This window comes from Lewinella sp. IMCC34191 (assembly GCF_003390935.1).
GTDB lineage: Bacteria > Bacteroidota > Bacteroidia > Chitinophagales > Saprospiraceae > Neolewinella.
The window spans coordinates 102587-115095 of the sequence record NZ_QNQZ01000002.1; the positions used below are offsets into that span (position 1 = coordinate 102587).

Below are 12509 nucleotides of genomic sequence, written 5' to 3' on the forward strand. Positions count from 1 at the left end.
CCTGCCATGTTAGCCACCTTCATTAACCGCCCGGTCCTGTCTACGGTGATCTCGATCATCATCGTGATCCTGGGGTTTCTCGGGCTCACGCAATTGCCCATTACGCAGTATCCCGATATCGCGCCGCCGACGATCACCGTCAGCGCGAGCTATCCGGGGGCCAATGCCGAGACCATTCTGGAAAGCGTGATCATTCCCCTCGAAGAGCAGATCAACGGAGTGGAAGGCATGACTTACCTGACCTCCACGGCCACGAACAGCGGCACGGCGTCCATTACCGTCTTTTTCGATCAAAACGTCGATCAGGACATCGCCGCCGTCAACGTTCAGAACCGGGTGTCGCGGGCCAATCCCCTACTCCCCCAGGCTGTACTGCAAACGGGCGTAACGGTGACTAAGCAGCAAACCAGCGCGCTGATGTTCATCTCGTTCTACAGCACGAACCCGGATTACGACGACATCTTCATCCAGAACTACCTGAAGATCAACGTTATTCCGGAAATGCAACGCGTGGACGGCGTCGGGGACGTCAACCTCTTCGGCCAGCGCGACTATGCGATGCGCATCTGGTTGCAACCCGATAAGCTCGCGGCCTACAACCTGGTACCCACCGACGTCACGGCCGCCCTGAATGAGCAGAGCCTCGAAGCCGCCGCGGGCTCCCTGGGCGACAACGCGGGGGAAGCCTTCGCCTACGCCATCCGCTACAGCGGCCGCTTCAACACGGAAGCCCAATACCGCGATATCATCATTAAAGCGCTCGGCGACGGAGAGTTTCTGCGTCTGGGTGACATCGCGGAGGTGGAGCTCGGCGCCCAGTCCTACTCCGGCAGCAGCTACACCGCCAAGAACCCGGCGGTGAGCATGGGCATCTTCCAGATTCAGGGATCCAACGCTCGCGACATCATCGTCGACATCGAAGCGACCCTCGACAACATCCGCGCTACCCTGCCCGAGGGCATCGAAATCTTCGTGCCTTACAACACCAATAACTTTCTGAACGCATCCATTGAAAAGGTCCTGCATACCCTGGTAGAGGCCTTCATCCTGGTGTTCATCGTGGTATTTATCTTTTTGCAGGATTTCCGCTCGACCCTGATTCCCGCTATTGCGGTTCCGGTGTCGATCGTAGGTACCTTCTTCTTTCTCAACCTTTTTGGCTACTCCATCAACCTCCTTACGCTCTTCGCCCTGGTCTTGGCCATTGGTATCGTAGTCGACGACGCCATCGTGGTGGTGGAGGCGGTCCACGCCAAGCTGGAAGAGGGCGAGTCTGATCCCCGTCGCGCCACGCTCACGGCGATGCAGGAAATATCCGGAGCCATCATTTCCATCACCCTCGTGATGGCGGCGGTTTTCATTCCGGTTACCTTCGTACAGGGGCCCACGGGGGTTTTCTACCAGCAGTTCGGCATCACGCTGATCGTGGCTATTATCATTTCCGCGGTCAACGCCCTGACCCTGAGTCCGGCCCTTTGTGCCTTGCTGCTGAAGGGTCACGAAGAACCGGTGGAGGGCAAGCGCCGCAGTTTCAGTAAGCGCTTTTTCGCCGCCTTCAATCGCGGCTTCGATGCTACGGTCAGGCGCTACGGCCGTTCGGTGAGTTTCCTGTACCGCCACGCCTGGCTGACCGTGCTGATCCTGTTGCTGGCCATGGCCGGTATCTGGTGGTCTTCGGGCAGTTTACAGACGGGATTCGTACCCGACGAAGATCGCGGTATCGTCTTCGTCAACGTCGAGCTACCCGCCGGTGCCTCCATCGACCGGACGCACGCCGTAAACCTGGAACTCTACGACAAACTCGCCTCCATTCCCGGCGTGGAAATGGGCACGCTGGTGGAAGGGCGCAGCTTCCTGGGGGGCTCCGGCAGCAACTACGGGCTGGGCTTTATCCGGCTGGCCGACTGGGACAAGCGGGGCGACGATTCCCTATCCCTGGAGTCAATCACGGCCAATATGTTCGCCGCGGCGGCGGAGATAGCGGAGGCCGACATCGTCTTTTTCTCGCCGCCGAGTATCCCCGGCTTCGGCCAGGCCGCCGGCGCCGAGGTGAACCTGCTGGACCGATCCGGCGGCAGCTTCGAAGAGCTCGACCGGGCCAAACAGGACTTTGCCGCGCGGCTCACCGAGCGCCCGGAGATCCGCTACGCGCAATCCTCCTTCAATACCGTTTACCCGCAGTATCAACTCGACATTAACGCCCCCCTGGCAAAGGAACTGGGCGTACCCATCAGCAGCATCTTCGCCACGCTGCAGGGTTACATCGGCAGCATCTTCGCCTCCGATTTCAGCCGCTTCGGTAAACAGTATCGCGTGTACGTACAGGCGCTGCCCGAAGACCGCGCGAACGTCTCCGACCTTAATAAAATCTTCGTCCGCACCGGGAGCGGCGAGATGACGCCGATCACCGAATTCGTAAGCCTGGAGCGCGTGTACGGCCCGCAGTTCGTATCGCGCTTTAACCTGTTCAATTCGGCCAAGATCACGGCCGCATCCAACCCCGGATACAGCTCGGGCGATGTAATCGCCGCCGTGGAAGAAGTAGCCCGGGACTTGCCCACGAACTACTATACCGCTTACTCCGGCCTCACGCGGGAGGAGGTGAATGCCGGCAACCAGACGACGACCATCTTCCTGCTGTCGCTGGTCTTCGTGTACTTCCTGCTGGCGGCGCAGTACGAGAGCTACCTCATTCCCTTCGCGGTACTGCTATCCCTGCCACTCGGGGTGTTAGGAGCCTACCTCACCACCGCCGTAATGGGGCTGCAGAATAACATCTACTTTCAGATCGCCCTGATTATGCTGGTCGGCCTACTGGCCAAGAATGCCATCCTGATCGTCGAATTCGCGCTCCAGCGCCGCCACCACGGCGCGTCCATCGTCGACGCCGCGATCGAGGGGGCCGAGTCACGCCTGCGCCCGATCCTGATGACCTCCTTCGCCTTCATCCTGGGCTTGATGCCCCTGGTACTGGCCAGCGGGGTAGGTGCCGCGGGCAACCGTTCCATCGGCACGGGGGCAGTTGGCGGCCTGTTGGTGGGTACCGTACTGGGCGTATTCATCATTCCGATCCTGTTCGCCTTCTTTCAGTGGCTGCAGGAGAAGATCAGTGGTCCCCCCGCCGCAGCCGACATCGTACCGCCGCCCCCCATTCCACCATCTGAAGCAGAGAAGGAACATGACCGTATCTAATAAGCTGACTTACCTCTTGCTCGGTATTCCGCTGTTGCTTACCTCTTGCTATTCGGCCAGGGAGTACGTACGCCCGGAGGAAGAGATCGTCACCGCCGCCTACTACCGTTCGGATAGCCTGACGCAAGACAGCGCCTCGCTGGCCCTCGTTTCGTGGAAGGAATTATTCACCGATCCTTACCTCCAGGAATACATCGCGGAGGGACTGGAGAACAACATCGACATCCGGGTCGCCATCCAGCAGATCGGGATTGCCGAGGCTTACCTGCAGCAGGCCCGTATCCGCAACCGCCCCACGGTGGACGGCACCCTCCAGTATTCCCGCTCGGAGCTATCGAAGAACAGTCAGTTCGGTGCGCAATTCAGCACCCTCAATCAATACCAGCTCAGCGGTACGGTCTCCTGGGAGGCTGACGTGTGGGATAAGATCAGCAGCGCGCAGCGCGCCCAGCGTGCCCTGTACCTGCAGTCGGTAGCGGCCCACACCGCCGTCAAGAGCCGGTTGATCGCCAATATCGCTTCCACCTACTACGATCTGTTAGCCCTCGACGAGCAGCGGCGCGTTACCGAGCAAACCATCAGCAACCGCCGCAATAGCCTGGAAACGACCCAGGCCCTGAAGGATGCCGGCAACGTAACGGAGGTAGCCGTCAAGCAAACCGAAGCTCAGATTTTTACCGCCCGGGCTATTCTCATCGATCTGAATAACAACATTCACCTACTGGAGAATACCCTGTCGCTGTTACTGGGAGGCGACCCGCGGGACTTCCCCCGCTCCTCCCTGTCCGATCAGCAGTTGACCACCGAACTCACTACCGGAGTTCCCGCCCAACTACTGGCCAACCGCCCGGACGTCATTGCCGCCGAGTTCGGGCTCATCAACGCCTTCGAGTTGACCAACGTGGCCCGCGCGGACTTCTATCCGTCCCTTACCCTTTCCGCCACCGTGGGTTTGCAGAGTCTGACGCTGGGCAAGTTCCTGGATCCCAGTTCCTTCTTCGCCACCCTCGTGGGCGGTGCCGTCCGACCGATCGTAGACGGCAGGCGGATCCGCACGCAGTACGCCGTGTCGGAGTTGCAGCAGGAGCAGGCGAGTTTGGACTTTCGTTCGACCGTGTTGACCGCAGCCAAGGAGGTGTCGGATGCCCTGTACACCATTTCTGCCGCCGAGGAAAAGATCGACGTCAAACAGCAGGAGCTCACCGCCTACGACCTGGCCACGGAGTATTCGGAAGAACTACTCATCAACGGCTACGCCAACTACCTGGAGGTACTGACGGCCCGCGAAAACGCGCTGAATACCAGCCTCGACCTGGTCAACGCCCGCAACACCCGCCTGCAAGCGGTGGTGAATCTTTACGAAGCACTGGGCGGGGGCTGGCAGTAGATCGCTACAGGGCCGATGCGCCCGCCTCGGCTACGGCGTGATCGTTTTCTACCGTATCGCCGGACACACCGACGGCACCGATGATCTCATCGCCATTTTTCAGCACGACTCCCCCGGGGAAGGTGATCAGTCCGCCGTTACTTTGCTCGATCTGGTACAGGCTTTTACCCGGCCCTACCAGCGGCGTCAGGGATTTTGTATCCATCATAAACCAAGCGGCGGTGCGGGCTTTCTTGATGGCAATGTCCACCGAGCCGATCCAGGCACCGTCCATCCGGGCGAAGGCAACGAGGTTACTGCCGGAATCCACCACGCAGATATCCATTTTGCAGTCGATCTCTTTGGCCTTCTTCCGGGCGGCGGCAACTATTTTTTCGGCTTGTTCTAGGGTGACGTTCATAGCTTCTGTTTGGGACCTAAACCTAAAGCCAGTGTAATGTTTGTGAAAAGCACATTTCCTGCGCTCCGCCGCCCAAATTAATCGTTCAGCAGGCACACCACCCGTTCACCTGCCGACAATCACATATCCCAAAAGATGGGCGTGAGCATCGTAACGTCCGGTACGTTTTCGGCGTTCCGGTTCGTCTCGGTACTCGGGTAAAGGACGCGGCGGGGGAATTCCTGCAGGGCGGCCCGCTGCGGCAGTTCAAAATCGGCGTACCCATAGTCGTAGCGACGGGCATCGACCCAGGTTTCGGGATTGAGGAAGAGCGCAACGTACTTCTCGCGGAAGATATCGTCCACCGTCACGGCATCCTCACCGTAGGTGGCGGCGAGGTAGTTCGTAATGACGGAGTCGGCGAGCTCGAACTCCATCATGTCCGCCCGGATACCCATGCGGAAGGCCGTATCGGCCCGTTCCTGGTCACCGGCGGCCAGCGCGGCCTCGGCCTCGATAAATTTCAGCTCGGCGTAGGTGATGATGTACAGCGGGCTGTTATCCGAGGAAATGATACTGGTCGGAATAAGGTATGCCTCCGTCGTTTCCGTACCGTTACCCTGGCGGCCGGCACCATTCGGGGTACCTACGAAGGTGCTGTCTACCGTGCGGTTCGTGATGAGCGGCAGCCGGGGATCCTCTTCGCCGTAGGTCACGCCGTTGGTGGCATCGATGAACTGTTCCGAAAGCCAGCCGCCTAGAACCAGGCCGGCATTGGCTACGGCAACCTGCGCCCAGGGGTTCCGGTTGACGAAGGCGGTCGCGGCGGCATTGTCGTCGTTACCGGTGAATCCGTTGTCGACGGCCGATAGCACCGCCTGGGCGTCGTACTGGCCAGTCTCGCTGAGGTGATTGAGGTAACGGGCACGCAGCGAATAGGCCGCCCGCGTCCATTGGTCCAGGTCGCCGTTGTAGATGAAATCGCTGCCCTCCCCTACTTCCGGGGCATCGACGGCGGCGGGCATCAACTCGATGGCCTCCGTAAGCAGGTTGAAAATGGTCTGGTAGAGATCTTCCGCGCTGTCGTAGGTCGGCCGCAGCGTAGAACCGGTGAAGGCATCCGAATAGGGGGCCGCGCCCCAGTTATCCACCACCTGGCCTAGGTTGATGGCCATCAAAACCTTGCCGATGGCCACGTGGCGGGTCAGCCCTTCCTCTTCCCCGAAGCGGATGAGGTCGTAGATGTCGGTCATGGTATCGTAGAGCGATCCCCAGGCACCCTGGTTCTGCACCCGGTCGTACGTATCCGTGGAACTGCCGACGTTGGGGCTGGCGAGGTACTGCACGAAGTAGCCGGCGTGTCCGTTACTGACCGTTTGCAGGTTGGTGGCCGTTTCGAGCGAAGTGCCGGCCATCAGTCCGTCGAGCGGCGGCCGCGTGGCTACGTTGGGGTTATCGTTAATGTCCAGGTAATCGGCCCCGCAACCCGTGGTGAGCAGCAGAGCGAACAGCGAAAAGGAGTATATAAAAAGACGGTTCATGGCTGCGGGGTTAGAATCCAAGATTTAGGGTGAACAGGACGCTGCGGACGGCGGGGTAAGTGAATCCGCCGAAGCCGTCGTCGCCGTTTCCGACGCCGCGGTTGCCCTCGGGGTCAAAGCCGCTGTAGGGGGTGTCGAGCCAGAGGTTAGTGCCGGTCACCCGCAGGCTTACGTTGTCGATGAAGACGTTCTGTAGCAGACTGGCCGGCAACTGGTAGCTGAGACTGACGTTCCGCAACCGGATCCAGTCGGCATCCTCCACGAAGTTTTCCGTAGAACCGCGGTACACGTTGCGGTAGTAGCCGTTGCCGTAATCGACGCCGTCGGGCCCTTCTCCCTGCCCGAGGAAGACGGCCTTGGTATTGGGCTCGCCGCTGGCGGTCACGCCCGGGAATACGATGGTTTCGTTGCGATTGAGGGTGTAAGGGGCGGTTCCGAAGGCGGAAAAGAAATTACCCTGTTGATTGTACTTCTGGACACCCTGCCGGGTATCGAGCTGGAAGGAGAAACCGAGCCCCTTGTAGGTGAAGCTGCTGATCAGGGCACCAAACCAGTCGGGTTGGGTGTTGCCCAGAATTTTCTGGGAGGTTTCGATGATCGGGAAGCCGTCGTCACCGATGAGCAGTGGCTGGCTGTAATCAATGAACAGGTCGTCGTCACTGGCGCCGTAGCGGGCGTAGCTCTGGCCGTAAATATTGCCGTAGGGTTGCCCTTCGATCAACCGGATGCTGGCCGTAGAGCTGGCGTATCCGTAATGGTCGGCCACCAGGATATCCTCGACGCCCTCGTAGATTTCCAGTACCTCGTTGCGGTTACGGGTATAGTTAACGGTTACGTCCCAGATGAAATCCTGCGTGGCGACGGGGCTACCCTTCAGCATCAGTTCGACGCCGCGGTTGCGCATGGAGCCGGCGTTCAATACGAAGGAAGAGAAGCCGGTGCCGCTGGATACCGGAACGGGAATGATCTGGTCGATACTCTTCGCATTGTAGTACGTAAAGTCGACCGCGAGCCGGTTCTGGAAGAAGCGGAGGTTGGTACCGAATTCGATGGTATTGGTCCGTTCGGGCCGCAGGTCCTGGGCTCCCTGCTGGTTGCCGCGCGTCCAGCCGGTTACCCCGTTTACGGGGAAGCCGGTGATGCTGCCGTAGACTACGCTCGTACGGTATGGATCGGTATCCTTTCCGATGCCGGCGTAGCTGCCGCGGAGCTTGAAAAAGCTGACGAAGTCAGGAAGCTCTACCAGCTCGTCCATGATCAGCCCGAGGCTGACGGAGGGGTAAAAGAAAGAACGGTTCGCCTGTGGCAGGGTGCTGGACCAATCGTTACGGCCCGTTACCGTCAGGTAGATCGCGTTGAGATAAGAGAACGATAGGTCGCCGTACAGTCCCAGCAAACGACGGTTGGTGATGTTGCTGGACGTCCGGATCTGGCTGGCGTTGTTCAGGCTGAAGAAGTTGTAAATGGATAATCCAAGCCCTTCGGTGGTCACCCGGTCGTAGCTGGAATCGAATACGTCGAAGCCGGCCAGGAAACGCAGGTTGAGTCCCGCGGCAATGTCCTTGGTGAAGATGCCATTGATGTTGGACGTCAGGTCGCGGCTGCGAATGCGCGTCTCGTTGTTAAAGCCGTTGAAACCGCTCGGCAGGTTATCCTCGAAGTTGGGCGCCCCTTCGTACACCGATCCCTGACCGTAATTCTGGCGGAAATCGCTGTACTGGTCCAGCCCCAGGGTGTAATTGAATTTTAACGAGGGGAAGGGAGAGTAGGTGAAGTTCAGGTTACCGATGTAGCGGTCCACGTCGTCGATAAATTTATTAGTCGCCTCGCCGTAGATGGGGTTGTTACCGCTAACGCCGTTGCGGTAACCGATCATGCTGCCGTCTTCCCGGATGTAATCGTTGACGTCCTGCGCCGGTGCCCAGTAGGTCAGGCGGGTGCTGAAGCGATCGGGGTTGACCCGGTTACCGCCACTGCGGATGTAGTTCAGTCCGCCGCCGAAGCTGAATTTCTCGTTCGCCACGTAATTGGCGTTGATGCGGATGCTGGTATTCTCGTAATCACTGAAAGGCAGTACACCCTCGTGGTCGAGGTGGCTGAGGGACGTGCGGAAGGTCGCTTTTTCGTTCCCGCCACTTACGCTGAGCGTATTGCGCCACTGGTCGCCCTGCTTGAAGGCATTCTCGTAGTTGTTGAATAGTTCGTCCGGGTGGTCGGGGTCGATTTCCTGCGCCTCCGCTACGGTGGGTCCCCAGCTGGGCCAGAAACTGCCGGCATCGTACACGCCGCCGAAACCACGGGTGTAGGTCCGTTGGACCTCGGGGAATTTGTTGACCTCCTCGGTTCCGTAGGTGGACGTGAAGTTGATGGCCAATCCGCCGGCCTGTCCCTGTTTGGTCGTGATGATCACGGCCCCGTTGGCGGCCCGCAGACCGTAGAGGGCGGTGGCCGGTCCGCCCTTCAGAATGGACATGCTCGCGATATCCTGGGGGTTGAGGTCGGCAATACGGTTGGAAACCGCCCGCTCGCTACCGCCGCCCACGGTTAGCGTCTCGTTGCTGATCGGCACGCCGTCGATGACGAAGAGGGGCTCGTTATTCGCGTTGGGGTCGAGCGAATTGACGCCGCGGATGATGATCCGCGATGCCTGTCCGGGCCCGCCGCCCGCACTTGTCACCTGCACCCCCGCGACCTGCCCCTGCAGCGTATTGATCAGGTTGTTCTGCTCCGTCCGCACGATGGCATCGCTTTCCAGTTGCTCTACGGAATAGCCGAGGGCCTTCGTTTCCCGGCTGATGCCGAGCGCCGTGACGACTACCTCGTCCAGCTGGGCACCCGCCTGCATTTCCACGTCGATGACCGTCTGCGTGCCTACTTCCCGGCTGACGGTTCCGTAACCCGTATAACTATAGATCAGGGTGTTACCTTCCTGGGTGGTGATGCTGTAGTTGCCGTCCAGGTCGGTCACCGTTCCGGTACCCGTACCCTCGATGCGAATGCTAACGCCGATCAAGGCCTCGCCCTGGTCGCCGGTTACGGTACCCGTAATGAGTTGCTGCGCGGTGAGGGTAAAGGAGAATAAACAACCCATCAAGAGCGTCAGGGCGCCCGGGGGAGAATGCCATTTCATATAACTAGTGTTTAGTAGCCTCATCCCCCGACGACTTGCCAAGAGGATGAACAAATTTAATAACAATAGTCACGAAAATCCACCAAAACAGGCGGTTATATGAATTTGGCGGCGGAGCGCAGGTAGAAACCTTATGGGTGACGGGGCACCAATTACAGTACACCCATGGCCTTTTTACAAGAGAGGAATGACCCCGGATAGCCAGCCATTCCATCAGCGGTCGTTGCGATGTCCGGTAGCGGAAAGCGGTCGGTAGCCAATCCACCGATCGCGTATCTCCTCTCTAGTGGAGTACGAACCTTCGTTGTGCCCGCAGCTTCCCGTCGCCCAATAGGAGCGTGTAGAAGCCCGCCGGATGGTCGCTTACGTCAAGCGTCAATCGGTTTTGCCCTACCGTGACCGGCAGCCGGTACCGGGCCATTACCCGACCCGTGGCCGTCAGGGTATAGGCAGTGAGGTTACGGTCCGCGTCGCTTTCGTAGTCCAGATACAGCGTACCCCCGTAATTGGGGTTGGGAAAGGGATTTCCGATCACTACCTCCGTCGGTTGCATACGCACCCCGACGACGTAACTCAGCGCTTCCTGTCCCGTATGGTCTACCTGTCGTAAGCGGTAGTAGTTCGCACCGCTCGAGGGCTGACCGTCAACGAAGCGGTAGGTGGCTCCCTTACCCCCGGTACCCATTCCTTCGACGCGGCCTATGTCCTGGAAGCTACCGTCTTTCCGGCGCGCCTCAACCACGAAATAGGCATGGTCTACTTCCCGGCCGGTTTGCCAGGTAAGCTCAACGGTAGGTCCTAGCCGGGCGGCATCGAATGAAGCTAACGTGACGGGCAGGATGGCAAACGACGCGAAAGCCTTACTCCAGCCTATGCTCTGCATCACTTCACTGGCCCGACCGACGTCGTGGACGGCCGAACCGTACGACAGGGCATAATACAGCGCCTCGGAGGGATCCTGAAAGTGACTGTAGGAACTTCCCTGCCGCCATCTATCAGGTGTATAGAGCGGATGAGCATTGGTGCCGGTGAAGTAAGTGTCTGAGTTGCCTTCATCAAACAATATCCCCCCGGATCGACCGAGCAGGGCGTCGAGCATTTCGCGGGAATTATTCGGCAAATCGAGCGCCCGGCGGCCGTCGTTTCCGACATCGGCAAAAAGGTCGTAGGGCGTACCGCAATAGCGCGCTTTGTGACCAAAGTCTACATAGTACCCAATGCAGCCGGTACTGTCGGTGCCGGCGCACTCGGTGCCGTTACCGGGGTTACCATCGTCGTAGCGGGCACTACCCGCGAAGCCCAGTCCGTGCCCCAGCTCGTGAATGGCCAGGGTGACGAAATCGACCTGGGAACCAGGCGGATTGGCATCGGTACCGTAGTAAAAATCGAAATTCTTGTTTATGATGATCTGAATATCGGGATTCAGGGAATCGGAGATTTCAAAATCTATGAGATGTTCCGCCAGGGCCTGCGATATGAAAACCGTATCCTGCATATAGGGTCCGAACAGCAACCTCCTGGGCTGGGCCGCGCCCAGTGTTCCGCCAGGCAAACCCGGGGAATAGCAGGCATGAATATCGATGCTGCGGTCGTTTTGCAGCACGTCCGACCAGACGGAAATTGCATATTCGAGGGCTGATTTAGCCTGCTGTGGCCAGGCGTGGCAGGTATCGCCAAACATGGTCCGCCCGTCCTCGCGATAGTCAACGGTATACAGTAGATTTTTCGGTCTGACTCCTTTACGAAAGGCATAGGGCCGCTGGTACATAACATCCCGTTTCACCACGGGTAACTCACAGCCGCGGTGCTCCAACGAGGAATCGAGGGGAAGGGCCAGCTGAGCGGTAAGCGGGCAGACAAAGAAGACCAGCCCCAATAGGAGCAAGCGGTAACGAAATTGCACGACACGAAGCTTAAGCGAGTCAGGTAAATACCAGAACCGGTCCAATAGGACCCGTTGCATACCATAACGCCGATAGCCCGTGTACTAGTACCGGACCACTTCGTCGTAACCACAAGCGGCCATACCAACCTTTGGTATCGCGTCGGGAAACAGATTCGCTAGAGGCGGAAGAGCGCGCACTGCCCCATCATGCCATCGAAACTGAGATCGCTCAGTTGCTCGAGCAGCTCACCCCGGGTAGGGGCTACGGCGACGACGGAGTTGTTATAAACGGCAAAGTGGCGTTCGCGCACGCCGCAGGCCTTAAGGTCCTTTTTGATCGTGCGGGCGCTGATCTTGGAGTACATCTGCATATAGACGTCGTGCAGTTCGGGGAAGCTGTCCAGTATCTTTTTGATATCCGGGGCGTGCTTATCCCGCGTCGCCGCGGTGCGCAGGTATTGCCGCAGTTCCTGTTCGGCGGCCTGGGCGGCCGGGGATGTCTGCTCTTCCAGAGTCTGGGGATCGAGGGTTTCGGTTATGCCGCGCACGTCTTTGATCTGTTTAAATTCGTATTCGATATCCGAGCGGGAGACACTGCCATTCTCGCATACGGCGGAAGAGGTCATCACGATCGTGTCGTTGAAGGGAAGCAGGGCCGCTTCCATGTATACCGGCAGGGTATCCTGGACCATTTCGGCCGGAGCCTGATCCACCCCTACTACTCCGTAGAGCCTGTTTTGCTGCAGAAGTACCGCGTATTTCTTGTATTGCTTGACCAGATAAAATCGCCCTTTTTTGTACCCTACGAAGTTTCGGACCGCCTGTTTTTGGTGTTCGGTCAGGTCTTCTCCGGCTTCGCGGACGAAGCGTTCGATCAGTTCGGGATCGGTGTATGCGTCTTCCACGTGCTCGGGATCTAGGCCGGCAAAGGTGGATAGGCGGTTATTCAGGTACAAAAATTCCTCGCGCTCAGCGGGACTAAGGTGCATATTCAT

General features: G+C 58.8%; 7 protein-coding genes. 2 read left to right on the forward strand and 5 right to left on the reverse strand.

Translation table 11 applies throughout. The features are described from left to right. Positions 1 to 6: 6 nt before the first annotated feature. Positions 7 to 3192 (forward strand): efflux RND transporter permease subunit, encoded by a 3186-nt coding sequence (locus tag DRW39_RS05025; protein WP_116105919.1) that lies wholly within the window; start codon positions 7 to 9, stop codon positions 3190 to 3192. Further along, the gene (locus DRW39_RS05030; protein ID WP_116105920.1) at positions 3179 to 4579 is read left to right on the forward strand and encodes an efflux transporter outer membrane subunit; all 1401 of its coding nucleotides are present in this window, start codon (positions 3179 to 3181) and stop codon (positions 4577 to 4579) included. The genes DRW39_RS05025 and DRW39_RS05030 overlap by 14 nt, the downstream gene beginning before the upstream one ends. 4 nt (positions 4580 to 4583) lie before the next feature. Here DRW39_RS05030 and DRW39_RS05035 read toward each other — a convergent pair whose 3' ends face one another. The 5 genes from DRW39_RS05035 to DRW39_RS05055 form a co-directional block, all read right to left on the reverse strand. Next, positions 4584 to 4979, reverse strand: a complete 396-nt coding sequence (locus DRW39_RS05035) for a GlcG/HbpS family heme-binding protein (protein ID WP_116105921.1) — start codon at positions 4977 to 4979, stop codon at positions 4584 to 4586. A gap of 119 nt (positions 4980 to 5098) precedes the next feature. Continuing rightward, positions 5099 to 6499, reverse strand: a complete 1401-nt coding sequence (locus tag DRW39_RS05040) for a SusD/RagB family nutrient-binding outer membrane lipoprotein (RefSeq protein ID WP_116105922.1) — start codon at positions 6497 to 6499, stop codon at positions 5099 to 5101. 10 nt (positions 6500 to 6509) lie between these two features. Continuing rightward, a complete protein-coding gene (locus tag DRW39_RS05045; RefSeq protein WP_116105923.1) occupies positions 6510 to 9629 on the reverse strand; it encodes a SusC/RagA family TonB-linked outer membrane protein in 3120 nt (1039 codons plus the stop codon). Between the two features lie 283 nt (positions 9630 to 9912). Beyond that, positions 9913 to 11532, reverse strand: coding sequence for a zinc-dependent metalloprotease (locus tag DRW39_RS05050; RefSeq protein WP_116105924.1), 1620 nt, complete (start codon positions 11530 to 11532; stop codon positions 9913 to 9915). A 158-nt stretch (positions 11533 to 11690) separates the two neighbouring features. Then, a complete protein-coding gene (locus DRW39_RS05055) occupies positions 11691 to 12503 on the reverse strand; it encodes a hypothetical protein (protein ID WP_157975936.1) in 813 nt (270 codons plus the stop codon). Positions 12504 to 12509 lie beyond the last annotated feature (6 nt).

Bases quoted from the DNA above. Each gene is read 5' to 3' on its own strand.
- DRW39_RS05040 (WP_116105922.1), bottom strand. From the start codon at position 6,499: ATGAACCGTCTTTTTATATACTCCTTTTCGCTGTTCGCTCTGCTGCTC.
- DRW39_RS05055 (WP_157975936.1), bottom strand. From the start codon at position 12,503: ATGCACCTTAGTCCCGCTGAGCGCGAGGAATTTTTGTACCTGAATAAC.
- DRW39_RS05045 (WP_116105923.1), bottom strand. From the start codon at position 9,629: ATGAAATGGCATTCTCCCCCGGGCGCCCTGACGCTCTTGATGGGTTGT.
- DRW39_RS05025 (WP_116105919.1), top strand. From the start codon at position 7: ATGTTAGCCACCTTCATTAACCGCCCGGTCCTGTCTACGGTGATCTCG.
- DRW39_RS05035 (WP_116105921.1), bottom strand. From the start codon at position 4,979: ATGAACGTCACCCTAGAACAAGCCGAAAAAATAGTTGCCGCCGCCCGG.
- DRW39_RS05030 (WP_116105920.1), top strand. From the start codon at position 3,179: ATGACCGTATCTAATAAGCTGACTTACCTCTTGCTCGGTATTCCGCTG.